Annotated in this window: 14 protein-coding genes and 1 pseudogene; 5 read left to right on the forward strand and 10 right to left on the reverse strand. The window is 70.9% G+C overall.

Annotation, left to right across the window (positions count from 1 at the left end):
• The first annotated feature begins 31 nt into the window (after positions 1-31).
• The 4 genes from ACWD26_RS00820 to ACWD26_RS00835 all read left to right on the forward strand — a co-directional run bounded on the left by ACWD26_RS00820 (position 32) and on the right by ACWD26_RS00835 (position 14,672).
• Positions 32-6,778: an SDR family NAD(P)-dependent oxidoreductase gene (locus ACWD26_RS00820; protein ID WP_451264766.1), complete on the forward strand. Its 6,747-nt coding sequence runs from the start codon at positions 32-34 to the stop codon at positions 6,776-6,778.
• A 786-nt stretch (positions 6,779-7,564) separates the two neighbouring features.
• Positions 7,565-10,801: an FtsX-like permease family protein gene (locus tag ACWD26_RS00825; RefSeq protein WP_451264768.1), complete on the forward strand. Its 3,237-nt coding sequence runs from the start codon at positions 7,565-7,567 to the stop codon at positions 10,799-10,801.
• Positions 10,798-13,602, forward strand: coding sequence for an ABC transporter permease (locus tag ACWD26_RS00830; protein WP_451264770.1), 2,805 nt, complete (start codon positions 10,798-10,800; stop codon positions 13,600-13,602). The genes ACWD26_RS00825 and ACWD26_RS00830 overlap by 4 nt, the downstream gene beginning before the upstream one ends.
• A 74-nt stretch (positions 13,603-13,676) precedes the next feature.
• The gene (locus ACWD26_RS00835; RefSeq protein ID WP_451264772.1) at positions 13,677-14,672 is read left to right on the forward strand and encodes an ABC transporter ATP-binding protein; all 996 of its coding nucleotides are present in this window, start codon (positions 13,677-13,679) and stop codon (positions 14,670-14,672) included.
• Positions 14,673-14,681: 9 nt separating this feature from the next.
• On the opposite strand, the gene ACWD26_RS00840 is transcribed toward ACWD26_RS00835, so the two are convergent.
• The 10 genes and pseudogenes from ACWD26_RS00840 to ACWD26_RS00885 all read right to left on the reverse strand — a co-directional run bounded on the left by ACWD26_RS00840 (position 14,682) and on the right by ACWD26_RS00885 (position 23,727).
• Positions 14,682-15,374: an ABC transporter ATP-binding protein gene (locus ACWD26_RS00840; protein ID WP_451264774.1), complete on the reverse strand. Its 693-nt coding sequence runs from the start codon at positions 15,372-15,374 to the stop codon at positions 14,682-14,684.
• A gap of 253 nt (positions 15,375-15,627) precedes the next feature.
• Positions 15,628-16,647, reverse strand: a complete 1,020-nt coding sequence (locus ACWD26_RS00845) for a zinc-dependent alcohol dehydrogenase (RefSeq protein ID WP_451264776.1) — start codon at positions 16,645-16,647, stop codon at positions 15,628-15,630.
• A gap of 73 nt (positions 16,648-16,720) precedes the next feature.
• Positions 16,721-17,044, reverse strand: a complete 324-nt coding sequence (locus tag ACWD26_RS00850) for a putative quinol monooxygenase (RefSeq protein ID WP_451264778.1) — start codon at positions 17,042-17,044, stop codon at positions 16,721-16,723.
• Positions 17,045-17,104: 60 nt separating this feature from the next.
• A complete protein-coding gene (locus ACWD26_RS00855) occupies positions 17,105-18,256 on the reverse strand; it encodes a serine hydrolase domain-containing protein (protein ID WP_451264780.1) in 1,152 nt (383 codons plus the stop codon).
• Positions 18,257-18,258: 2 nt separating this feature from the next.
• Positions 18,259-18,570, reverse strand: a complete 312-nt coding sequence (locus ACWD26_RS00860) for a hypothetical protein (RefSeq protein ID WP_451264782.1) — start codon at positions 18,568-18,570, stop codon at positions 18,259-18,261.
• 18 nt (positions 18,571-18,588) lie between these two features.
• Positions 18,589-18,963, reverse strand: a complete 375-nt coding sequence (locus tag ACWD26_RS00865) for a hypothetical protein (RefSeq protein ID WP_451264784.1) — start codon at positions 18,961-18,963, stop codon at positions 18,589-18,591.
• 116 nt (positions 18,964-19,079) lie between these two features.
• Positions 19,080-19,754 carry a PaaI family thioesterase gene (locus ACWD26_RS00870; protein WP_451264788.1) on the reverse strand — a complete coding sequence of 225 codons (675 nt, stop codon included), beginning with the start codon at positions 19,752-19,754 and terminating at the stop codon, positions 19,080-19,082.
• A gap of 516 nt (positions 19,755-20,270) precedes the next feature.
• On the reverse strand, positions 20,271-20,747 hold the full coding sequence (locus ACWD26_RS00875; protein WP_451264790.1) for a tautomerase family protein: 477 nt from the start codon (positions 20,745-20,747) through the stop codon (positions 20,271-20,273).
• A gap of 160 nt (positions 20,748-20,907) precedes the next feature.
• A pseudogene (locus ACWD26_RS00880) lies at positions 20,908-21,024 on the reverse strand (transcriptional regulator); the annotation flags it as partial.
• A 1,233-nt stretch (positions 21,025-22,257) separates the two neighbouring features.
• Positions 22,258-23,727: a non-reducing end alpha-L-arabinofuranosidase family hydrolase gene (locus tag ACWD26_RS00885; RefSeq protein WP_451264792.1), complete on the reverse strand. Its 1,470-nt coding sequence runs from the start codon at positions 23,725-23,727 to the stop codon at positions 22,258-22,260.
• A gap of 855 nt (positions 23,728-24,582) precedes the next feature.
• Here ACWD26_RS00885 and ACWD26_RS00890 point away from each other — a divergent pair.
• Positions 24,583-26,013, forward strand: a complete 1,431-nt coding sequence (locus tag ACWD26_RS00890; protein WP_451264794.1) for an endo-1,4-beta-xylanase — start codon at positions 24,583-24,585, stop codon at positions 26,011-26,013.
• Positions 26,014-26,028: the final 15 nt, after the last annotated feature.

The raw sequence follows: 26,028 nt of genomic DNA on the forward strand, positions 1-26,028 counted from the left end.
ACCATCTCAGGGGACAGGCAGGGAGAGGCAGATGCAACCACACAGGGATTCGGCCACAGCGTCCGGGCAGACGCCGGTCGGCGCCGCCGAGCTACGGGCAACCCTGCGCACACTCATCACCGATGTCTGCGGCATCCCCGCGGAAGAACTCGACGACACCCGTCCCCTGATGGACTACGGTCTCAGCTCGCGTGTCGCGGTCGGCCTGACCGGACGTCTGGAACGCGCACTCGGCCGGCCGCTGCCGCCCACCCTGCTGTGGGAGCACCCGACCGTCGAACAACTCGCGCAGCACCTGAGCACGACCCGGCAGCCCGCGCCGGAGGCCCGGCAGGACCACCAGGAGGGCCGGCAGGACCACCAGGAGCATGCCGCGCCCGGCGGCTCCCGCACGACCGTGTCCGCCGTCCGGTCGGCTTTCACCACCGGCGGCGACGGTCATGGACCGGCCTGGGACGTGTGCCCCGTCGCCGTGATCGGCATCGGCTGCCGCCTTCCCGGTGGCATCAACGGGCCCCACCAGTTCTTCAAGCATCTCCTGGCGGGCAGCGACCTCGTCGGCCACGTGCCCGCCAGGAGATGGCGGGACTTCGCCACCGGCCCCGGCTCCGGTGCGCTGCTGGAACGGACCACCCGTCAGGGGGCCTTCCTCGACGACGTCGAGGCCTTCGACGCGGGCCACTTCGGTATCACCCCGCGCGAAGCCGACGTGATGGACCCCCAGCAGCGCCTGCTGCTGGAAGTCGCCTGCGAAGCGCTGGACCACGCCGGACGCCCCGCCTACACGTTCGAAGGCAGCAATACTGGAGTGTTCGTCGGCATCAGTGCGCTGGAATACGGGCAGCTGACCACCGCAGACCCCGCTCGTCTGACCCCGTGGACCAGTACCGGGGCCGCCGGCAGCATCACCGCCAACCGGCTGTCATACGTGTTCGATCTGCGCGGTCCGAGTCTGACCATCGACACGGCCTGCTCCTCGTCCTTGGTGGCGGTGCACCAGGCATGCCGGAGCCTGGGCAGCGGTGAAAGCGACACCGCGCTCGCAGCGGGCGTCAACGTCCTGCTCTCACCAGCGGTCATGGCCTCGATGGGGCAGATGGGGGCGCTGTCGGCGGACGGACGGTGCAAGCCGTTCGACGCCGCCGCGAACGGTATCGCCCGGGGCGAGGGCTGCGGCGTCGTCGTACTGAAGCGACTGGCGGACGCCCAGCGCGACGGCGACCGGATCCTGGCCGTCGTCAAAGGCACAGCCGTCAACTCCGACGGCCGCTCGGCGGGCTTGATGGCCCCCAACCCCGCGGCCCAGGAGCGCTTGTTGCGCAGCGCGATCAGCAACGCGCAGGTCGACGCCGCCGACATCGACTACGTCGAGACACACGGGACCGGGACACTGCTCGGAGACCCGATGGAGGCATCCTCGCTGGGAGCCGTCGTCGGCGGTGGCAGGCCCGCCGACCAGCCACTGCTCATCGGTTCCGTGAAGAGCAACGTGGGCCATCTGGAAGGTGCCGCGGGCATCGTCGGCCTGATCAAAGCAGTACTGGCACTGCACCATGAGGTCATCCCGCCCAGCCTTCACTTCCACACGCCCAACCCGAACATCGACTTCAAAGCGCTTCGCCTCCGCGTCGTCACAGCACCCACTGCCTGGCCCGAGCGAGACCATCCACGCCGGGCCGGCGTCTCCGCCTTCGGCTTCGGCGGCACCAACGCACACGTCGTCCTCGAACAGGCACCCACGAGCCCACCCGGCGGCAGCGTCTCCCCAAGTGGTGACGGCGAGACGGCATGCCCTCATGCGCTGGTCGTATCGGCCCGCTCCCGGCAGCGCCTCGGCGACGTCGCGGCCGGCCTGGCCCGGCAGACGGCGGCCGATGACCCGCCGGCGTTGAAAGACCTCGCGCACACCCTGGCCCGTCACCGAAGAGGCCCGGAATGCGCCGCCGTCGTCGCACGCACCCACCAGGAGGCGGCCGATCGGCTGGCCGCGCTGACAAGCGACCAAGAAGGCCCCGGCATCCTCGCGCCCTGCACCGACCATCCCACTGCCCGCTCATCCGGTACCCGCCGCCCCGTGTTCGTCTTCTCCGGCCACGGCTCGCAGTGGGAGGGCATGGGCGCACGCCTCCTCCAAGACGACCCTCTCTTCGCTGCCGCCGTGGACGAGCTGGACCCCCTCTACCAGGAACAGACGGGCCTGACGCTACGGCAGATGCTCACCCGGCCGGATCCCGGCAGTGGCTTCGAGCACCTCCAGCCCGCGCTGTTCGGCATGCACATCGCCCTGGCCCGAACCCTGCAGGCCTACGGAGTGCATCCTGCCGGCGTCATCGGCCACTCGATGGGAGAAGCCAGCGCCGCGGTCGTAGCCGGAGCCCTGGACCTGGCCGACGGCCTGCGTGTCATCCTCACCCGCTCGGCGCGACTGGCCACCCTCGACACCGAAGGCCTCGGCGCGATGGCCGCCGTGGAGCTGGCCGTCGAGGAACGCGCAGAGGTTCTGCGGCGCTTCCCCGGCGTGGAGATCGCGGTGGATTCCTCCCCGCGCCGATGCACTGTCGCCGGACCCGGACCCACCGTGCGGCAGCTGGCCGACGAACTCGCCGCCGAGGGCCGTTACGCCCGCGTTCTGGAGATCGGGGCAGCCGGCCATTCTCCCGCGGTCGACCCCCTCCTGCCCGAGGTGAGGCAGACCCTGGGCACGCTGAGCACCCGTCCGCCCGGTCTCGCCTGGTACACCACCGTGCTCGACGACCCACGATCCGACGTGACCGCCGACGCCGCCTACTGGTGCGCCAATCTGCGTCGCCCCGTACGCCTGCGCCAGGCGGTCGCCGCCGCCGCGGCTGACGGCCATGATCTCTTCCTTGAGGTCTCGCCGCACCCCATCGCCCTCATCCCGCTCAGCGAGACCCTGCAGACGGCGGCGAACGGTGCGGATGCGGTCGCGATGTCCACCCTGAGCAAGCAGGGTGACGAGGCAGTCGACCTGCGCACAGCACTGATCCGGCTGCACTTCGCCGGGGTACGGGTGGCAGAGGACCGGCTGTGGCCCCAGGGCAACCGGGTCCCGCTGCCCAGCCCCGTCTGGCGTCATGAGCGCCACTGGTTCCGCCGCCGCAGCCCGGCAACCGGCGCCACCGGTTTGTCCCACACCGTGCTGGGTCGCCGTATCGACGACCCACGCTCGGGCGCCGTCCTGTGGCAGACGGACCTCGGCCCCGGCGATGCACAGGCTGCCGGACGACACCTCTACGGTCGGCCCCTTTTGGACCTGCCCGCAGCCGCCGCGCTCATGATCAAGGCTGCCCAGGAGATCCACGGTCGGGACTGCCTCGCGGGCCTGCGCGTCGAGGAACTCGCCGTTCATCGGTGGCTGCCGCTCTCCAGCAGCACACCCGTCACCATCACCTGGGAGCCCGCGGACCCGTGTGCGGCCGTCGCCATCAACGCCCGGGCGGCGGACGGCACATGGCACTGTCACGCATCGGCACGGCTGCGCACCGACCTCACACCTTCCAAGGAGGAGACCCCCGACGTCCCGCCCGCCGTCGTGACGCGCTGGACCCCGGTCACACCGGAGGAAGCAGGCCCGCGCTCGTACGAGGAACTCCTCGCCGCCGTGCTGTACGCACCGGCCGAAACCGGCCCGGCCACCTCGGCCGGCGACGCCGCACACGACGACTCCCGCACCGAGATCGTCCCCACCCGCGTGCAGAGTCTGCGGCTCGAGGACCTCACGTCACTCGGCACCGACTACACTATTCAGGCCTTTCCCACCTCCTTCGCGGCCCACGATCTCGCCGTCGACGCACCCACCCCGGGCAGTGAGCACGGCCTGAGATGGACAGTCGTGGCCGACGCGGCACCATCGAGGATCACCGTGACAGGCCTTCAGCTCGGTCCTGCCTCGCGTGACGACGTGCCCAAGCCCCTGGAGGCACTCACCTACGAGATCGAGTGGCAGAAGTCGCCGGTTCCGCTCCCCGCCCGGCTGGGCAGCGTCCTGCTGCTCGTCGACGAGCCCACAGCCGGGGCGGGCAGCACCCTGACGGCCGCTCTCGGCGCGGCGCTGGAGGCGAGGAACGTCTCCACAGCCATCGAGTGCGCTTCGGCCGACCGCGTCGGGCAACTGGTCGACGACTGGCTGCGGAGCAACCCGCCGGAGGACCCCAGGGCGGTGGTGCTGCTGACCCGCCCATCCGAGGCCCATGACCTCAAGGTTCTGTACACCGCCACACAGATCGCGCGTCGCCTCGCCTCCCGCCCCGACGGAGAGCAGCCTCCCCGGCTGTGGCTGGTGACCGAGCGTTCCCGCTGCGCCGCACCGGGCGAAGCCGGCCGCCCCGACCTGGCCTGCCTGCGGGGTCTGGTACGCACACTCGCCATCGAGGACCCCGCGCTGCGGGCCTGCCTGCTCGACCTCGACACCCAACCCGACGCGGCCGACAACCTCCTGCAGGAACTGCTCGGCGACAGCGCCGAAGACGAAGTCGTCTGGAGGGCCGGAACCCGCCTCGTCGCCCGTCTTACCTCCGCCGACCTGTCGGGACAGCAGTACGAGGCGCCGTTCGTCCGCGGCAACGGCGCCTACCTCATCACCGGAGGACTCACCGGTCTCGGCCTGGAAACGGCTCGCCGCCTCGCCGAACAGGGAGCCGGCCGCCTCGTTCTCAACGGCAGGCGGCCCCCCGGCCCCGAAGCCGAGGAGGTCATCGCCCGGCTCCACGCCGGCGGAACCTCCATCGCCGTGGTGCAGGGAGACATCGTCGACCCCGGCGTGGCCGAGCGCCTGGTGCAGGCCGCGCTCATGGAGGGACACACCCTGCGCGGAGTAGCCCACTGCGCGGGCGTCCTGCACGACCGTATGATCACCGATCTCGACACCACCGACCTCGACGCCGTGCTGCGGCCCAAGGCCACCGGCGCGCTGAATCTGGAGGCCGCCCTGGCCGGCCATGACATCGACTGGTGGGTGTTCTACAGCTCGGCGGCGGCTCTGCTCGGCTCACCCGGGCAGGCCGCACACGCGGTTGCCAACGCCTGGCTGGACGCGATGGCGCAGCGCCGCAGGGCGGAAGGCAAGCCTGCCACGTCGATCGCCTGGGGGCCCTGGCGTGACGCCGGTGCCGTCGCCGACGATCGCGTCCTCGCTCTGGACTCCCTCACCGTGGATGAGGGACTGGACGCCCTGCAGACGATCGTCTCGCACAACCGCACGCACACCGGCGTCCTCCACCTGGACGCTCCGCGCCTGTTGGAGGCGTTCCCCGGCTTTTCGGGCATTCCCTTCTTCGCCCACAGCCTGCGCACCGACGACCTGCCCCCGGAGGACTGGAAGGGTCCCGCCGGCATCGACTCCCTCGGTGACGGGGCGGCGGACAAGGTACTCCAGCGCCTGGCCAAACGCACCGCCGCCATCATGGGCTTCAGCGCATCGGGGCTCGACGCAGCCGTGCCGTTGCCGCAACTCGGCCTGGACTCGCTGATGGCGGTGCGCATCCGCAACGCCGTCCAGCAGGACTTCGCCGTCGACGTGCCCCCGGACCTCATGCTGCGCGGCGCGACGCTGCGCGACCTCGGCGACAACGTCCTGCGAGCACTCGGACTCCGCCGGGACACGGCCGACACCGCCACGTCACCCGTACAGCCCGACGCAGGCGGCGACACCACGCCACTCCGCCCTCCCTCCGCGACGCTGCCGTCCACCGCCCAGCCGCGCGATGCCGCCGAGCGCCTGGTGGCCGGTGCGTGGGCGAAGGTCCTGGGGCAGCCCCCCACCGACGTCCACGCCGACTTCGTCCTGGCGGGTGGCAGTCAGCGCACGGCCGAAGACCTCATCGGCCTCATCCGCTGCCGGCTGGGCGGCGCCCAGCTGAACCTCACCGCCCGGACGGTACTCGAACAGCGCACCGTCGCCGCCCTCGCGGAGCTGGTTCGCCCGACCGTCAACCCCGCGGGCGACCGCGTGGTGAGTGTCCTGCGTCCGCATCGAGCAGGTGCCGCCAAGCCCCCACTGTTCGTATTCCATCCAGGTGGCGGTCCCACGTCCGTCTACCACCCCCTGACCCAGCTCCTGCCGTCGGACCAGGCCGTGTACGGAATGGAACGACTGGACGCGCTGGGCACGATGGAGGAGAAGTCCGCCCACTACCTCACCCTCATGAAGGAGATTCAGCCGCAGGGGGCCTATCGGCTCCTGGGCTGGTCCTTCGGTGGATGCCTCGCCTACGAGACCGCGCAGCAGCTGACGGACGCCGGGGAAACCGTCGACTTCCTCGGCCTCATCGACACCATCCTGCCCGCATCCGGACCGGATCTGGATTCGTCGCAGATGCTGCTCGAACGCTTCGGCCGCTTCGTCGAATACATCGAGAGGACCTACGGCCACCACGTGCGACTGCCCTACGAGGAATTGGCTGTCACCCCCGAGGAGGAGCAGATCGACGTCGTCATGCGCGTGGTGGCCGAGGCCGGACTCGACATGAGCCCGGCAATCCTGGAGCACCAGCGGACGTCCTACATCGACGCCCGTGTCGGCGAGCGTTACCGGCCCCGCCCCTACCACGGCCACGTGGTGCTGTACCGCGCCCGGCAGCCCCACAAGCTCATCACCGCGCTCGACCCGCGCTACCTGAGGACGGACGCCGACCTCGGCTGGGCGTCTTTCTGCCCGCGCCTGGAAGTGGTGCCTGTCGAGGGCGACCACCTCTCCCTCATCGACCCGCCCCACGTAGCCACCATCGCCCAGCACCTCCTGCGGTCCTTCGGAGCGTGAAGGTTCGCCTCCGCGCCGACGCGAGCGAGACGCCATAGCAGGACCGTTGACCCGGAGACGCCCCGGAGCTGTTGGTCGGAGCTGGGATACCTGGTGCCTTACGGGATGGGACCCTGCACGCCGCAGCCGATCCGGTGCGGCGGCAGGTCCGGTCCGGCCAGGGCTGCTCGACGCCGAACCGGCGGCGCACGGTCTAGGCGATCCCGGCGACGACCGCTCCCTTCTGCACCACGGTCCGGAGGAACCCCGCGTTGCCGTCGTGTGCGCCGGCATTCCTCCGACTGGCGGGTACTCCAGACCGCCTCCTCGCCCTGAGTACCTTGGCCGTTCCGTGGCGGGCGTCACCGACTCGGACATCGCCGCCGCGGTCGGCATTCCACCGCGCGGCAACGCATCGCTGACCTGCGCACAACCAAGAAGGACGCCTGCCACTGGACCGCCGGTGCCTCCGACCCCGAGCCCGCCATGCCCTGAACTATGACGACAGCTACGCGAACTACCGCTGAGAAGCTCCCCTGACGGGACAATTCCGGCTTCCGAAAGCCGAGGTCGTCTGGTGAAAGCAGGTCCCAGCGGGCTGCTCCGGGCCGTTTCCGACTGACCATCCGTATCGGGTCTGTTCGACTGCGAGGACCCTTAAGACTCGCCGATATCCGATCACAAGGCGACCAAAGTCAGTCCTACAATGCCCTCTTGCAGTCGCACGCTACCGACGCCGCATCGCGCTCCGGTCCGTGTGGTTGGAAACCGGGGGGTTTGGTGGGGGAACGAGCGGCGCCCGCGGGCGTGTTGCGATTCATTGTGCTGCGAGCGTGGGTGTATCGCGCGCTCCTCGGTGCCGTGCTGCTGACCGTGCTGCTGACCACGGCCGTGCTGGCCGCGCTCACCGCCTACTCGGGTGCGATAGGCGACGCGGCGCTGCGGCGGTCACTCGCGGAGCAGCGCACCGCTGCCGAGGCCGCTCTGGTGCTCAAGGCCGACGTGCCGGCCGACGAGCGGCAGGCGGCCGACGACGCCGTGCGCGAGGGGGCCCGTACCGTCTTCGCCGGGTTGCCCGTGCGGGTACGTACCCTGCTGCGGTCCGGGCCGTACGCCCTGCCGGGTGCGCTGCGGCCGCCCGCCGAGCGGGACGGGAACCCGAACCTCACGTACTTCGCGGCCCTGGATCGCACACAGGTGCGGACCGTCGCCGGGCGGCTCCCCCGTGAGGCGGTGACCGCCGGGCCCATCGAGGTCGCACTGCCGCAGAGCGCCGCCCGGCGGCTCGGGGTGGGGCCCGGCTCCCGGCTGACCGTCACCGACCAGTTGGACGGCCCGGCGGTGCGCGTGCTGATCACCGGCGTGTACCGGCCGGTGGACCTCCGGGCACCCTACTGGCAGTTGGACGACCTGGGCGGCCGCGGCGTGAAGGCGTCGAGCTTCACCACGTACGGTCCTCTGCTCACCGCAGCGGGCGTGCCGACGTCGGGCCGGGTGAGCGTCGGCGCGTCGGGCTGGCTGGTCTCGGCCGACTACTCCTCGCTGACGACGGAGCGGATCGGCGCGCTGCGCGAGGCCGCCCGCTCGGGGAGCGCGGAACTGCGCGAGCGCCCAGCGCTCAGCAGCGCGACCGTAGCGGACACCGCGTTGCCCGAGGTACTGGACCGCATCGAACGCTCCCTGCTCGTCACGCGTGCCGGCATGCTGATCGTGGCCGGTCAGCTCGGACTGCTCGCGGCCTGCGCCCTGTTGCTCGTCGCACGGTTGCTCAACGCCGACCGCACGGCCGAGACCCGGTTGCTGCGTGCGCGGGGTGCCACCCGGGCACGGCTGGCGGGCCTGGCCGCGCTGGAGGCCCTGCTGATCTCTTTGCCGGCGGTGGTGGTGGCGCCGCTGTTGTCGGGGCCGTTGACGCGGCTGCTGGCCGCGCAGGGGGCGCTGGGCAGGACCGGGGTGCGCGTCGACGTGCCGGTCGGGGGCCGACCCGAGGTGTGGGCGGTCGCCGCGGGCGTGGCCGCGCTGTGCGCGCTGGCGGTGGCCGTCCCGGCGTGGCGGGCGTCCTTCGCGGGCACCGTCGCGGTGCGGGCAGGGGCGCTGGCCGCACCGCTGCGGGCCGGGGCGGACGTCGGGTTGCTCGCCGTGGCCGGTGTCGCCTTCTGGCTGCTCGGCAGCCAGGACTCCGGTGCTGTCACCGCCGACCGCGAGGGTGTCCTCGGCGTCGACCCGCTGCTGGTGGTGGCGCCCGCTCTGGTGCTGCTCGCCGGAACGGTTCTGGTGCTGCGACTGCTGCCCTTGCTGGCGCGTGTCGGCGAGCGCCTTCTGACCCGCGGGCACGGACTGACCGCGGCCATGGTCGGCTGGCAGTTCAGTCGCCGACCGATGCGGGGGGCGGGTCCGGTGCTGCTCCTGGTCATCTCCGTGGCGCTGGGCGTGGTGGCGATCGGGCAGGACGCCTCCTGGCACCGTTCCCAGGCCGACCAGGCCGACTTCCGCGTGGGTGCCGATGTGCGCGTCCTGGCCTCCGGGGGCGGCGGTGTGGGCCGTGCGGACGTCTACACGGACCTCCCGCACGTCGACGCGGTCGCCCCCGCGGTCCGTGGCACGGTCTCGCTCTCCGGCAGTCGAAACGCGACCGTCCTGGCTCTGAACACGACGGAGGCCGCCGGAGCGATGCTGGCGCGGCGCGATCTGACGGACGGTCCGCTGCTCGCCGGGCTCGCACCGCGCGGAGCCCCCGCGGGCATCGAGGTACCTGAGGGCACCACCCGGCTCACACTGACCGCTGCCCTGCACAGCACCACGCCGGGGACGGAGGCGGACGTCACGCTCACGGTGCGGGACCGTCACGGAACCTCCTACGAGTTACCGTCCGGCCACCTCGCCGCCGACGGCCGCCCGCACCGACTGACCCCGGATCTGAACGGCGCCCGGGGCCCCCTGGCGTTGACCGGGCTCCGACTCGGTACGCCGCAGCCGACCGACCGTCCACACCGGCACCGCCTGGTCCTCGGCGCGCTCACGGCGACAGCGGGCGACGGTGACGTCCGGCAGCTGACCCTGCCGACGAGGTGGACGACCGCCGTCGAGGCCGACTCGGCCGCCGCCCCACCCGACGACGACGCCCGGCCGACCCGCCCCCGGCTCACGTCGACAACACCCGTCACCCTCATGTACAGCACCGGGTACCAACTGCCCGAGTTCTCGCCGCTCGCCCTGCCGCTGGAGGTCCGGCTCAACATCACCCAGCCCGCGCCGCCCGAGATCGTCGCGGTCGCCACCGACCAGTTCCTCACCGCGTCCGGTGCGCGCGAAGGGCAGCGCGTGGAGGTGACGTTCGACGGCCGTTCCGTTCCCGTACGCATCGTCCGCACCGCGAGCGCCCTGCCAACGACGGAAGCCACCACGCGGGACGGCGGGGCGCTGCTGGTCGATCTCCGGGCCGTCAACCGGGTGCTGCAGGACCGCTACGGAACCAGCCTGAAGCCCACCGAGTGGTGGCTGAGCACGGCCGCGCCCGGTGCCACCGCGGCGGCCGCGCGGGCTCTGCCCGACGTCGATCCGGAGCGGGTGATGGTGCGCGACGAGACGGCGGCGAAACTGCGCGACGACCCGTTCGGGGCGGCCCCGGAAGCAGCGCTGATCGCCGCTGCGGCGGTGACGGTGCTCTTCGCCACGCTCGGCTTCGCGGTGAGCGCGGCAGGGGCGATGCGCACCCGGGACGGCGAGTTCGCCGTGCTGCGCGCCCTGGGGACACCGCGCCGTCGGCTGGCCCGGCTGGTCGCCGTGGAGCACGGCGTACTGGTGACCCTGGCGCTGCTGGTCGGCACGGCCCTGGGCACGGTGCTGACGCACGCGCTGGTTCCCCTCGTCGTCCTGACCGGGCAGGCCACCCGGCCGCTCCCACCGGTGCTGGTCGAACTCCCGCTCCCGCGCCTGACCGCCCTGCTGGCGGCCCTCGCGGCGGGCCCCGCACTCGTGACCGTGGCCCTCGCCCTTCGGCGGGCGAAACCCGTGACCGCTCTCAGGGACGAGGTGACGCAGTGACCACGCAGCCGGTGCCCCCTCAGGACGGGCGGACGAAGGCGGTGCCCCCTCGGGACGGGGAGACGAAGACCGCGCCACCGCACGTACGGGCCGGGTTGCGGACCCGGCTGAGGGCCTTCGCCGGTACCTCCGTGGCCCTCGCGCTCCTGGTGGCCGTGACCACGGCGCTGGCCGCCGCGTACCCGCGCGCCGTCGACCGGTACGGGGACGCGGGGCTGCGCCGGGCGGTCGAGCAGGCCCTGCCCGACCAGACGACCGTGCAGACGCATGTCCCGCTGCCCTGGATGGACACGGTCGAGGAGTTGGAGGCCGCCCTGCGCGTCGGTCCGCTGACCGCGGCGCGGGCCGAGATTCTCGCCACCGCCGAGGCGCCGCTGGTTCCCGACCCCGCGCAGTCGTCGTACGGCGTGCGCACGACCGTCGCCCTCGAGGCGTCCGACCCCTGGCTTCCCCAACCCGCCGGCCGGCCCGCCCAAATGCTGCTCGCCGCCCAGCAGGACCTGGCCTCCCACGCCCGGCTCAGCGAGGGCCGGTTGCCGCGCACAACGGGAGCGCCGGTGACCGCGGCGACCGTGCAGGTCGAGGCCGCCGTCACCATGGACACCGCCCGCACGCTCGACATCCGGGTGGGCTCGGTGATCCACGTACCGGGCTCGGCACGCGCCCCGCTCGCCGTCCGGGTCACCGGAATCGTCGTCCCGCGCGTCCCCGAGGGCGCCTACTGGTCGGCGATGCCGGTGCTGCGCACCCCCGCGCTGAGCCGCCGGCCCGATCTTCCGCCGTCGGAAGTCCACTGGCTCGGTGGCCTGCTCCTCGCCCCCGATGCCGGCCCGGTGCTCCTGGGCACCCCCGGCCGCCCGGAACGGTACTGGAATGTGGCCCCCGACGTCGCCACCCTGCGCGCCCACGATCTCGACGGTCTGGCGTCCGCCGTGGCCGCCCTTGAGTCGGGGCCGGGAGTGCAGCGACTGCGGGCGGCCGTGGACGAGGGCCTGGAGGCCCAGACGAATCTCGACGAGGTCCTCGCGGACCATGCCCGACTACGGTCGGGGATCGACCCGCTGCTTCTCCTCGCCGCCGTCGGGACCGGCAGCCTCGCCGTGATCGTCCTGGCCATGGCCGGCGGCGTGGCAGCCGATCGCCGGCGCGCCGAGCTGGCCCTGCTGCGTGCCCGCGGCGCCTCACTGCCCGGCCTGGCCGTTCGGCTGCTGGCCGAGACGGCGGTGGTGGCAGTGCCGGCCGGCGCCTTCGGACTGACCGCCGCACTGCTCGTCCTGCCCGGCGCCCGCACCGCGCCGGCGGTCGCCGCCGCCCTCGCCGTCACCCTGCTCGCCTGCGTCGCGTTCCCCCTGCGCGCCGTGGCGGCGCACCGCACGGTACGGATGCACGACGGGCGGGAGGACCTCACTGCCGCCCGGCCGCCGCGGCGCCGTACGGTGGCGGAACTGTCCGTGCTGGTGATCGCGTCGGGGGCGGTCGTCGCACTGCGCCGACAGGGGTCCGGCAGCACCGGTCTGGTGGCCGCCGCCCCGCTGCTGACGGGCGTGGTCGCGGCCCTGCTGCTGGCACGCCTCCACCCCCTGCCGCTGCGTGCGCTGAGCAAGGCGACCACGCGCATGCGAGGCCTGGTGATTCCGCTGTCGCTGGCCCAGGTGGCCCGCGCCCCCGGCTTCGCCGTGCTGCCCCTGCTCGCCCTGCTCAGCGCGCTGACCACGGCCGCGTTCGGCGGCTCGGTCCTGGCAGGGGTCACGGCGGCCCGCGACCAGGCCGCGCTCCGCTACGTCGGCGCCGACGGCCGGATCGAGACCACCACCGGCGAACTCCCGCGAGCCCTGCCCGACCGCGTACGCCGGCTGCCCGGCGTACGGGACATGACGGAAGCGAACGTCACCTACGACGCGAAGCCACAACAGGGCAGTCAGCCGGTACCGCTGGCCGGTGTGGACCCCGACGCCTATGCGCACCTGTCGCACCACACGGGCCTGGGGCCGTTCGACGCGCCGAGCCTCCGCCAGGCGGACACCGGCACGACGGGCAGCCCCGACCGGCCCCTGCCCGCGCTGGCCTCACCTCGCGTGGCCGACGAGTACGGCACCGGCCCCTACTCCGTCCTGCTCCCGGACGGCACCTCCGTCACCGTCCGGATCGTCCTGGTCCGGGACCGCACCCCGGCCGTGTTCGGTGACGACTTCCTGATCGTGGACCGTGCCGGCCTTCCCCACGACGCGGCGCGGACGACGACCCTGCTGCTGACCGGTGACGCCCTGAACGGCCGGGTGCTGCGCTCGGCGGCGGAAGGCACAGCGGCAACCGTCCGGCTGCGCACCGAGGAACGCACGCGGCACGTCGACTCACCGCTGCAGTCCGGCGCGGAACGCCTGTACGGTGTCGCGGTCGCCGCGGGCGCCGGGTACGCGATCCTCGCGCTCGTGCTGACCGTGCTGCGCACCGCGCCCGAACGCGGCGCCCTGCTCGCCCGGTTGCGCACGATGGGCATGACCCGGTCCCAGGGCCGCCGCCTGCTGATCCTCACGGCCCTCCCACAGGCGTTCCTGGCCGCGGCCGGCGGCGTGCTGACCGGCTGGGTCGCCATTCACCTGCTGTCGCCCGGCGTCGACCTCACGACCATCGCCCTGGCCTCCCCGTCCGCTCTAGAAGGGGCCGTACTGCGCACCGACCCGCTCTCACTGGCGGTTCCGGCACTCGCCGTGCTGCTCCTGGCCATCGGTGTGCCCGCCGGCCAGGCCTGGTGGACCGGCCGACGTGGCTCGGTGCGCGAACTGAGGCTGGGTGACAACTAGACAGTGAGCAGAATCCCGAGACCAAGCCCCCTCCGGCACCGGCCCGTGCCCCTCCGACCGCCCAGGAGCAGCCGATGACCAGCACTCCGACCTTCCACGAACTCGCCGACCGTGCCCTCGCCGCGCGCGACGCCGCCGCCTACGGTCACGACGCCCTGATCGCCTGCGACCGGCTGGTACGGATCTTCTCCGCCGACGGAGTGGAGGTCCAGGCACTGCAAGGCCTCGATCTCCTCGTTCGCCAGGGCGAGCTCATGGCCCTGGTCGGCGCCTCCGGCAGCGGCAAGTCCACCCTCATGAACATCCTGGCCGGACTGGACAGACCCACCGCCGGCGCGGCCCGCGTCGCCGACCACGACCTGGTCACGATGTCCTCCAAGGAACGACTCGCCTACCGTCGCAAGACCGTCGGCTTCGTCCGGCAGCAGACCTCCCACAATCTCCTGCCCTATCTCACCGCCGCGCAGAACGTCGCCCTGCCCCTGCAGTTGGCTCGCGCCCGAGGCCGACGCCGAGCCCGGGCCGAGCGCTCCATGGAACTCCTCGACCTGCTGGGCGTCGCCGAATGCCGCGACCGTCGGCCGCACGAGATGTCCGGCGGCCAGCAGCAGCGCGTCGCCCTCGCCGTCGCCCTCGCCAACGATCCCGCGGTCCTGCTCGCCGACGAGCCCACCGGCGAACTCGACTCCCACACCGCCGAACAGGTCTTCGCCGCGTTCCGCACCGCCAACGAGGAGTTGGGGACCACCATCGTGATCGTCACCCACGACCAGTCCGTCGCCGGTGAGGTCCGCCGTACGGTCGCCATCCGGGACGGCCGCACGGCGACGGAAGTCCTGCGCCACAGCGAAGTCGACTCCGCCACCGGCCAGGAGAACCTGGTCGCCCGCGAATACGCCATGCTCGACCGGGCCGGCCGCCTCCAACTCCCCGCCGAGTACACCCGGGCCCTGGGGATGCGCGACCGCGTCGCCCTGGAACTGGAACCCGACCACATCGCCGTCCGCCCGGACGACGCCCGCAACGCCCGTCACGGCCAGGACTCGGCCGACGAACAGCCGGGGTCCTGAGACTCACCGTCACGACTCGGTGATCTCGCCGTCCTTCAGCTCCAGCACACGATCGGCGAGGTCGAGAAGGGTCGTGTCATGGGTGGCCACGAGAGCCGTGATCCGCTCGCTGCGGACGACCGCGCGCAGCAGTTCCATCACGGAGTGCCCGGTCTCCGCGTCCAACTGGCCGGTCGGCTCGTCGGCGATGAGAATCGAGGGACTGTTGGCCAACGCCCGGGCGATGGCGACCCGCTGGCGCTGCCCGCCCGACAACTCGCCCGGACGCTGCGCGGCATGGTCCGCGAGCCCCACGAGGGACAGCAGCAGTTCGACGCGCTCCCGCCGCTCGCGCGGGTCCGCCCTGCGCAACCGCAGGGGTACGCCCACGTTCTCGGCGGCCGTGAGGATGGGGATGAGCCCGAACGACTGGAAGACGAAGCCGATGCGCTCCCGGCGCAGCGCGAGGAGGGCGTCCTCACCCTGGTCCCGAAGGTGCAGCCCGTCGATGGTGACACGTCCGCTGTCCGGTTCGTCCAGGCCACCGACGATGTTGAGCAATGTGGTCTTGCCCGAGCCCGAGCGTCCCTTGAGAGCGACGAGTTCCCCCCGAGGGACCTCGAAGGAAACGCCACGCAGGGCATGAACGGCGTTGACGCCTCGGCCGTACGACTTGTGTACATCCGCCACCCGCAGCATGGCCGCGGTCACCGCCTGGCCCATCACGCCCCCGTATGCTCCGCTGATTCCGCAGCGCGCCAGTATCTCACCCGGCACAACGACCGGCAAAGCTCTGATCGTTGCCGGGACCGCCATGTCCGTGTGGCTGCGTGAGTTCGCCCTGAGGGGTGCGCGGATGAAGCCGGTGCTGCGTTGTGGCCGCCCCTTCAGGCCTGTGGTGCCTGCCGCACGGTCGGTGTGGCGACATCCTCGATTCGAGCCGTGCTCTCCGCGGCACGCCGACGGCGCCGATGCCTCAGTTCTCCAGGACGAAGATCGGCTTGTGGCCGGCCCGGCCGGAGGTCAGCACGTCGGGGATCTCGTCCCAACCGTAGATTCCGCTGGTGACCATCTGGGGGTGGAGCGTGCCGGCGGCCACCGCCTCCAGGGTCGGTGTCATGTTCGGCCGTGCGTGGCCCTTGCCGTTGTGGAAGTGGACTCCACGCTGGTACAGCGCGAGCAGCGGGAGCTGGACCTCGTCGAAGTAGATGCCGACGCTGTTGACGTGTCCCTCGGGCATGACCGACAGCAGTGCCTTGCGCAGCCGCTCGGGGTCGCAGCTGGCGTCCACGGCGAGGTGGAAGTCCTTCTCGCGCTTGCCGTGGATGTCGTGGACCTCGGCGCCGAGTTGCTCGGCGACCTTCATCCTGACCGGGTCGTCGTCGTAGTACACCGTGTGGGCGCGGGCGCAGTGAACCGCGACGTCGACACAGTAGAGGCCGATGGAACCGGTTCCGCCGAAGACCGCGACCCTCGGGTCGGAGATCCCGGCGACGGTCGGCATCACCGTCTCCCAGCCGAGGGCGAGGTTGTCGCCGATCGACGCCAGGTGCACGGGGTCGACGCCGGCGGGCAGCTTGGCGAGGTTGAAGTCCGCGTAGGGGACGCGGATGAGTTCGTCGAAGGTCCCGCCCCAGGCCCCGTTCACCGGAAGGCCGTACTGGGCGTCACCGTGGAGGAGACAGCGGGCGGTGTGTCCGAGCTCGCACCGCGCGCAGGTGCCGCAAGCGATGTGCCACGCGACGCCGACGACGTCACCGACCGCGACGTCCGTGCAGTCGGGGCCGGCCTCGACCACCGTGCCCACGCACTCGTGGCCGATAGGGAACGGGCCGAATCCGGAGAACGGCGTCTTGTCGTCTATGACATGGTGGTCGAGGTCGCACGTCGTCGCCGCGAGCGGGCGCACGAGCGCGTCCGTGCCCTCGACGAGGGTGGGGGCGTCGATCTCGTCGAAGCGCAGTTGCCCGGGGGCGACGAACATCAGGCTCTTCATGGGGAAAGCTCCTCGGTTTGCGTGGGGATCCCGGGCCGGGCGGTGTGATCGTCGGCCCGGTGCCCGCGTGCGGTCAGATGGCGCCGGACTCCGGGGCGCCGGCGGGGATCGCCTCCAGGAAGAGCGCGTCCGGGGGGCCGGCCAGTGCCTGCGCCAGGGCGACGCCGATCTCCCGCATCGCGGCGCCCTTCATGTGCGCGCCCAGTGCCTCCTGCGAGGCCCACTTCTCGATCATGACGAACTCACCGGTGGTGCCCGCCTTGCGGTGCAGCGCGTACAGCAGGCACCCGGGTTCGGCGTGCACCGCGGGTATGGCCGCCTTGAACGTCTTCTCGACCAGCTCTTCCTGACCCGGCTTCGCGACCATCGTCGCCACCATCACTACGGGCTCGGCCATGGGTACACCCCTTTCGGTATAACACTCGTTATAATTATGACAGATGTTTTAGACCGCTGGTCACAGTGCTGGTCGGATCTCGAGGGCCGCGAAAGCGGCCTTGACGTACTGGGCCGTGCGGTCGCTGCCGAGCAGTCCGGTGCCCATGCCGTTCATGACGTACGAGATCGCGGCCCGGCGTTCGGTGTCGATCACGACCACCGACCCGCCCCATCCGGTCCAGAAACAGATCCGTCCCGGTGGGAGATACGGCACCGCCGGGGACGGCAGTCCGAACCCGATGCCGAAGCGCAGATGCGCCCCGAGCACCAGGTCCGGTCCGTCGGTCTGCTCACTGAAGATCAGGTCGATGGTCCGTGGGGACAGCAGCTCCACGCCGTCGAGCGTGCCGCCGCAGGCGATGACGGAGTGGATCCGGGCGAGCGACCGGGCGCTGCCGTGGCCGCCCGCCGCACCGATCTCGGCACGACGCCACTCCGGGCGCCACGACTCGTCGGCACCGCCGAGGGGACCGGTGAAGGTCTTCATCGCCACACCGTTCGGATCGGCGCCGGCGAGACCGCTCGACCGGAGCGGCGGCGGTACGACATCGGCGACCCTGGCGAACTCCGAGTCCGGCAGGCCGACATGGAAGTCGGCGCCGAGGGGGCCGGCGATCTCCTCGGCGACGAACCGGCCCAGGGTGCGCCCGTCGATCCGCCGGACCAACGCGCCCACCAGATGCCCGTAGTTGAGCAGGTGGTAGCCGGACGACGTGCCCGGAGGCCACCACGGCGCCTGAGCGGCCACCCGGGCCGTCGACGCCGGTACGTCACGGATGTCCGCGACGGTCACCGGCCGCTCCCACCCCGAGACACCGGACGTGTGCGACAGCAGGTGCCGGACCAGCACGCCCTCCTTGCCTCGTGCGGCGAACTGCGGCCAGTACCGGGCCACGGGGGCGTCGATGTCGAGCAGTCCTCGCTCCACCAGCAGCAGCGCCGCCAGCGACGTGACCGTCTTCGTGCACGACCAGACGTTCGTGATCGTGTCGCGGCGCCACGGCGCCGTACGGCCCTGGTCGGCCCATCCGCCCCACAGGTCGACCACCAGCTCCCCGTCGACCAGAACCGCGATCGAGGCGCCGAGTTCGTCGCCCGCGTCGAGGTTCCCGGACAGCAGCGCGGCCACCTTCGCGAAGCGCTCGTCGCACACGCCGTGCAGATCCGCCATGGTCAGCCTCCCGTCCGGATGTCGTCGCCGGCCGGCCGCACCGACGCACGGGGCACACCGCGCAGCTCGCGACGGAGGCTGGCGCGCGCGATGTCGGCGGAGTCCAGCAGATAGGTCTGGCGCATCCGCCACGGCGCGCGGTGGCCCTGCCGGGGGAAGCTCTGCACGCCCCGATGGACGTAGCCGGCCGCCAGTTCGATCATGGGTCGTTCCCGGACGCCGGGCTCCGCGGGCGGAGTGACCGCCGCGAGGTCCGCGCGGCGCATGTGGTTGAGGATGCGGCACACCAGCCGCGCGGTGAGATCCGCCCGCATGGTCCAGGACAGGTTGACCTAGCCGAAGCAGAGCGCGAAGTTCGGCACGTCGCTGAGCATGGTGCCCCGCCACAGCAGGTGACGTGCGGGCTCGACCGGCTCGCCGTCGACGCTCACCGCGATGTGGCCGAACGCCAGCATGCTCAGCCCGGTCGCCGTCACCACGATGTCGGCCGGCAGTACCTTGCCCGACCGCAGCCGGATCCCCTCGGCCACGAAGCCGTCGATGTGGTCGGTGGCCACGTCGACCTCCTCGCGCTTGATCGCCTTGAACAGGTCCGCGTCGGCCGTGATGCAAACCCTCTGGTCCCACGGGGCGTACGAGGGGGTGAAGTGCTCGCGTACCGCCTCCTCGATGCCGCGGATCGCGGCGGCCCGGATCTCCATCTGCATGCGTCAACCGTCTCGTCGTCGGCCGTCTCGTCGTCGGCCGGCGGGGCGGGCTCCAGGGAACCAGCCCGGCCGCTGTGGTCGGGGTGCCCGACCGGGCCTCGAAAATGGCCCCGCTGTCACGTCTCTTCCCGCAGGCCGGGGAACAGCGCGCGGGCGCGGTCGGGGTCGGGCGTGATGAAGACACCGTCCGCTGTGACCAGGTTGATGGAAGGGGCCGCCTGGGTGGTGATCGTCCCGGTCACGAAGACCTTGCGGTTGTCCGTGCCGGTGACGCGTCCGAGGATGCGCAGTGGTGTCTCCAGCGGGATGGGCTGGTGGTAGCGCATCTGGAGGGAGACGGTCAGGCCGGGCGTTCCGGCGGCGGTGCAGGCCTGGCCCATGAGTTCGTCCAGGAGCATGGCGCTCATGCCGCCGTGGCCGTAGCCGGGCGGGCCTTCGTGGGCGATGCCCAGCGTGCAGTGACCGATCAGGCCGTCGTCGGTGGGCGTGATGCTCACGGGCGGGGCCAGCGGGCTGCCCGCCCCGACGGCAGGGCTGTACATCCGCGGCCCCCCGGGGAAGCCGTCCACTTCGGGGATTTCCGCTCGTGCGCGGCGTCGCCCGGTCAACTGGCCGGTGACATGACGGACGCCGTCCGCCACGCGGTGGAGAGTGTCCGGCGAGGCAGTGGTGCGGACCGTGGCTTCCACCAGTGCGCGCAGTTCGTGTCCCAGACGGGTGATGGCCGCCTTCTGGTGCTCCAGGGACTCGGCTCCCGCTCCTGCGGGCGGCTGGGTGAGGGGGGTGTGCATCGGCTTTCTCCGTGAGGGCGAGGTCTGGGCGGTGTGGTCAGCCGTCACCCAGGACGAGATGGGCTTGAGAGGCATCTCGTGTCCGTTTCGGCGACGTAGCAGGACGGTTGGGCGACGCAGCAGGACCGTGACAGTCGCTACTGGAGACGATGACAGCAGGTTATGACGATTGTTATATCTCAGGGAGCGGAGGGGTCCGGGGTGACCGAGTCCAGTCCGTCGGCGCGTGAGCGACGAGCATCCGCGAGACGGCCGAGCACGCCAGGTCACCGCTCGGCTCGACGTACCGCTACTGCCCCGAGGGCAAGCAGCAGCTGGTCACCGAGGCCGTGTGCCACACGGGTGAGTGGACCGCGCGCAGCCTGCGTCACCACACGGGAGGGACTGCTCGCCGACTCCCTGTGTGAGCACGGTGCGGAGCCCTAGTGGGCGGCGAACCTCGCGACGCTCATCGTCGCGGCCGTAGAGGGAGCCATGGCAACAACTGGGCCCGGCCGCGCCCCAACAGCTTGGGCTTCAGGTGCCCAGCGCGGCACGGACCGCCTTGACCCGCTCCTGCGTGAACACTCCGCTCTGCAGGAGCGGCAGGATCGACAGCACACCGCTGGACGAGCCCCAGCTGCCCTCGTCGATGACCCGGAAGTTGACCCACCAGGCCGGCGCCGGCTTCTCCAGCCCGCAGGCCGCCGCCAGCGCGGCCAGCACACGTTCGATCACCTCGGCCCGTACCTCCGGCTGCCAGGCGGCCTCCATGACGGCGAGGTCGATCACCATCACGTCGAGTTCCGGGTCGGCGTCCGCCAGCAGTCGGCCGCCGATGGCCATCATGTCCCGCTCGCGCTCGACGAAGTGCACCTGGAACCCGGGCCGGGCGGCCGGAGCGAACTGGCCCACCTCGGGCACCAGTACCGCGTCCGTCAGCGTCTCGGCCAGCTCGCGGCGCTGCTCCAGGCTCAGGCGCCCCTTGGGTGTGTTCACGGTGATGATGGTCACGACATCCTCCTATGACAGTCGTTATAAACTGAAGGCTACACCCCCATGACGATCGCCAACACGCTGGGAGCCGCTCGGATCCCAGCAGGGAGCCTTTGCCGCATCTGCGTGAGAGCCCTGATGGTCAGGAGGCCGCGGCGGTGATGTGTGAGCGTTCGTCGCTGACACCGGCCAGCAGGGCGACCTCCTCGCGGCGCAGCCCGGGCACGCGGCGGGCCCCGCCGCCGGAGGGCAGTCCGGCGGTGTCGGGGGTGAGGCGTGCGCGATGGGAGCGCAGGAAGTTGCCGAGTTCGCTGTTGTGCTCCGTCTCTCCAGTATTGGCGGGGTGTGAGGGCGATGCGTGGCATGAGGGTGGCCCAGCTGGACCCAGGTTCGCCTGGCTGCTCATTTCATGCGCACTCGACCCGACGAGGCAGAGAAGATGGTCGTCGGCCTCGCAGACACCGAAGCCGCAGCACACATGGAAACCGCCCCCGGGCTTGCCCACCAAGCACGCCAAGGCAGCTTCGAAGCCACTGCCGAACTGCCGCTGCACTGTATGGGATTCAGCGGGGTGGGGCTGTTTGCGGTTGGCCTGTCGTACCGCGATCCGGATGCCCGGCAGTCCGGCTGTGGCCGCCAGCAGCCGGGGCAGCGTGTGGCCTTCAGGTCGTCGGACATCCCCAGAGCGAACACCTGCCGGGCGGTGGCGGGGTCGAACATGTCCCGGCCGGTGACCGCGCCCTGGATCACGAGGGCGGGTTCGATACGGCGGGCCAGTTCGAGCGCCCGGCGCGTGGGCTCAACGCCCTTGCGGGTGCGGATGAACAGTTCGGCGCCGAAGAGCCTGCGCAGGCGGCCCGAGCGCGGCAGCCGGCGAGCGCACGGCGGCTGCCGACGACGAACTGGCACGGGGTGGTCGCCGGGTCACCGGCGAACGCCTCGATACGCCGGCCGACGTGATGCGCGATGGTCCGGATGGAGCGCTGGAGGGTCCGCCGGCCCCAGTACTCAGCGGAACCGGCCCATGCGCCGAAGAGGAGCGGACGCGCGGCGCGTGCAGACCGGCCCGGTCGGCGTCGACCCTGAACGTCGCGGTGTCTGCGTTGCCCGGCGCACCGCCGATGGCGGTAACCGCCGTGCCGCCGGTGGCCAGCGCGGGCGGGGGCGGCTTGGCATAGCCCACCAGGAGGGAGTCGCTGGTTGCGTATATGTCCAGGCGTAGGTATTGGCCTTCGCGCAGATCCCCGGGGTTCCCGGTTGAATCGCCTGTCCCCGCCGGCGGTCGGCGGGGACAGGCCCGGCCCAGTCTCCGACGCCCCGGAAGCCACGTGTTCTCGGCCGGCACGGCCAGGGCCGTCATCGTCAGCACCACGGGCTGGGTCGCCTTCCACGGGCGACCCGGTGCGCCTGGACCGTGAGCAAGCGCTACCGGCGGGGGCACCGCGTTACGGGATGGTCCTCGGGCGGGCCCGGCCTTCCGCCGAGCCCGCCCCCCGACCCCTACCGGAGTCGGACCTGTGTCATGCCGTCACCGTTGCCGTGTCAGCAGACCCGGACGGTAGGGCAGGAGTCCGTAGTCGCCGCCTGAGTTGGGGCTGCGCCCCTGGTAGAGCAACTGCAGGTTGCAGGGATCGACGGTCATGGTCTGATCAGGGCTGGTGCGGAGCAGTTCGCCGTGGCTGATGTCGTTGGTCCAGGTGGCGCCACTGTTGGCCTTGCCGGCGAAGGGATTGCTCTCGGTCGCGGCCTGGGGCGTCCATGAGCCGTTCAGACTGGTGGCCGTGAACGAGCGGAAGTAGCGGTGGCCCTGCGCGCCGATAGCCTCGACGATCATGAGGTAGCGGTTCTGGCCTTGCAGCTTGTAGACCTGCGGGGCTTCGAACAGGTTGTTCTTCGTGTCGCTCATGATCACGGTCGAGGTCGAGCCGAAGCTGCCCGGGAAGTTCCCGATCGGCATGCTGGCCCGGTAGATCTTGCCGTTGTCACCGGCGAAGAACAGGTACATGTTCGTCCCGTCACCGATGAGCGTCTGGTCGATGGGCCCGGTGTCGGAGCCGGAGATGCTTCCGGAGAAGAGCACCTGCTCGGACGACCAGCCGTTCGGGTTGGTGGGGTCGCTCGACGTCCGGTAGGAGAAGGCGGTCCTGCCCCATTGGTAGGCGAGTACCCAGATGTTCTTCGGTGCGAAGTAGAAGAGCGTGGGCGCGACGGTGGAAGTCGACATCGTGTTCTGGCTGGCCGAGGCCATCTCCGACCAGTTGGTGAACAGGCCGAAGTTCATCGAACCCCAGCGCGTCCCCGTGTCGTGCGTCGTCGCGTAGACGAGTTGCCTGCCGTTGTAGGGGACGACGGTGAAGTCCTTGAGCGAGACCCACCCCGGCTTGGGCTGCGCCAGCGCGCCCGTTGATGTCCAGCGGTATGTCGATGGAAGATCGCACGGGCCGGGGTTGCCGGCGCCGACCTTGACGAACTGCCACTGCTGGTTGGTGCCGCCCCAGTCGTCGTACTGGACGACGTTCGCGTTGTCGGCGGTGGAGGCACCTTGCACTTCGAGAGCCTTGTTGCTGTGGCGCGAGATGAGCCGCACGTAGCCGTCCGAGCTGTCGGCCAGCCGCCACTGCTGGTTGGTGGCGTTCAGGTCGGCCCACTGGACGATCGAGCCGCCGTTCGCGGTGGACCAGTTGTGGACGTCCAGCACCTTGCCCGAGTGTCGGGACTTGATGCGGTAGTAGCCCTCCCCGGAATCGACGAACTGCCATTGCTGCTGGTTCTGATCGTTCCTGGTCCACTGGGTGATGCGGGCGCCGTCGCTGGTCGCCATGTTGTAGACGTCCAGGGCTTTGCCGCTGTTGCGGTTGACCAGCACATACGAGGCGTTGGGGTCTACGGTCGCCGCGCGGGCGGGCTGGGCACCGAGGAAGGTCGCCACGAGCAGCAAGGGCGCGAGCACGGCGAGTAAGCGTCTTAGGTGGACCGGGGACGGGTGGCGAAACCACATCAGAGGGCCTCCTTGGGGGCGGGGTGAGGTGACGCCGATGGAACGGCGGAGCGGCCGTACGGGGGAGGGGCGGACGATTTCGAAACTTTCGAAGAGCCTTCCGAACCTTTGACGCCACAAGCTAGGAATGCGGGGCCATCTGGTCAAGGTCTGTCGCCGATCTGTCTACAAACAGTTCCTCCAAGGGCCGTGCGGATGGGAAGTTGAACAAGCGGCGTCCGCCAACTCGTCCTGGTCCCGGCCTTACGGCATCCGCCGACGGTGGCGGCGCAGGGGTCGTCGTCCTGCTCGACCTATTCCGAATGTTTCGGATTGCGAGCAGAAATTTTCTCTGCGGTGAGGATTGACGATAACCGTCAATCCCTCAATCATCCCTCTCTGAGCGACCGGCCGTAGTTCGGCATTTCGAACTGCGTCGGCCCTGAGCGAGCTGTGCCAACCGGCAGATCCACGCACAGCCCCACCGTAGATCCGCGCACAGCCGCACCGTAGATCCGCGCACCAAAGCACCTGCGCCACCCCGTTTCGTTCCGGTGAGGTTCGCACCAGCGCATCCTGGCTCTTCGTGCAGTTGGAGAGGTACGCGACGCCGCGTGACGGTCCCCCGGTGAGCCGCAATGGAGTACCCCATGCCTGTGTCGAAACACCGCCGGCACCCGCCGTAGGTCAGCCGACGGCCGACCGGGTGCCGTCTCGTGCCGGTTGAGATCGTCCCGGTCCCATGACCGCGGTGTCCGGCGATTCCGTGCTGCCCGGGTTCCGGCCCGCCCGCCCCGTCCGTCTGCCGAGTGGGAGCGGATGACGCATTCCCCTGCGCTTCAGTCCTTCCGTGATTTCTACCTTGGAGGCACAGTCATGGGCTCGTATGCCCTTCCCAGACCCGTTATCCGCCGGAAGATCCGCGGCCTGCTGTTGGCGCTGGTCGTCGGCGTCCTCGGTGTGGTCACCGCACTGGTCACGCCGCCGACCGCACACGCCGCGGAGAACACGCTCGGCGCCGCGGCGGCGCAGAGCGGCCGCTACTTCGGCACCGCCATCGCCTCGGGCAGGCTGGGCGACTCGGCGTACACGTCGATCGCGAGCCGTGAGTTCAACTCGGTGACAGCCGAGAACGAGATGAAAATCGACGCCACCGAACCGCAGCGGGGCCAGTTCAACTTCGCCGCCGGCGACCGCGTCTACAACTGGGCGGTGCAGAACGGCAAGCAGGTGCGCGGCCACACCCTGGCCTGGCACTCCCAGCAGCCCGGCTGGATGCAGAGCCTCAGCGGCAGCAACCTGCGCCAGGCGATGATCGGCCACATCAACGGCGTGATGGCCCACTACAAGGGCAAGATCGCCCAGTGGGACGTCGTGAACGAGGCCTTCGCCGATGGCAGTTCGGGAGCACGGCGCGACTCCAACCTGCAGCGCACCGGCAACGACTGGATCGAGGTCGCCTTCCGCACTGCGCGCGCCGCCGACCCGGCCGCCAAGCTCTGCTACAACGACTACAACGTCGAGAACTGGACGTGGGCCAAGACCCAGGCCATGTACGCCATGGTCCGGGACTTCAAGCAGCGCGGCGTACCGATCGACTGCGTCGGCTTCCAGGCGCACTTCAACAACGACAGCCCCTACAACAGCAACTTCCGGACCACCCTGCAGAGCTTCGCCGCCCTCGGCGTCGACGTGGCCATCACCGAACTCGACATCCAGGGCGCCTCGGCCACGACCTACGCCAATGTGACCAACGACTGCCTGGCCGTCCCGCGCTGCCTCGGCATCACCGTCTGGGGCGTGCGCGACACCGACTCCTGGCGACCGCAGCACACACCGCTGCTGTTCAACAGCGACGGCAGCAAGAAGCCCGCCTACACCGCCGTCCTCAACGCACTCAACGGCGGCTCCTCCACACCCTCTCCGGGTTCCGGACCGATCAAGGGCGTTGGCTCGGGCCGCTGCCTGGACGTGCCCGGCACCAGTACCACCGACGGCACCCAGCTCCACCTGTGGGACTGCCACAACGGCACCAACCAGCAGTGGACGTACACCACCGCCGGTGAGCTCAGGGTCTACGGCAACAAGTGCCTGGACGCCGCCGGCACCGGCAACGGCACCAAAGTCCAGATCTACAGCTGCTGGGGCGGCGACAACCAGAAATGGCGCCTCAACTCCGACGGATCCATCGTCGGCGTCCAGTCCGGCCTCTGCCTCGACGCCGTCGCAAGCGGCACCGCCAACGGCACCCTCATCCAGCTCTACTCCTGCTCGAACAGCGGCAACCAACGCTGGACCCGCACCTGAGGGGACCTGCCCACA

Source organism: Streptomyces sp. NPDC002787 (assembly GCF_053592095.1).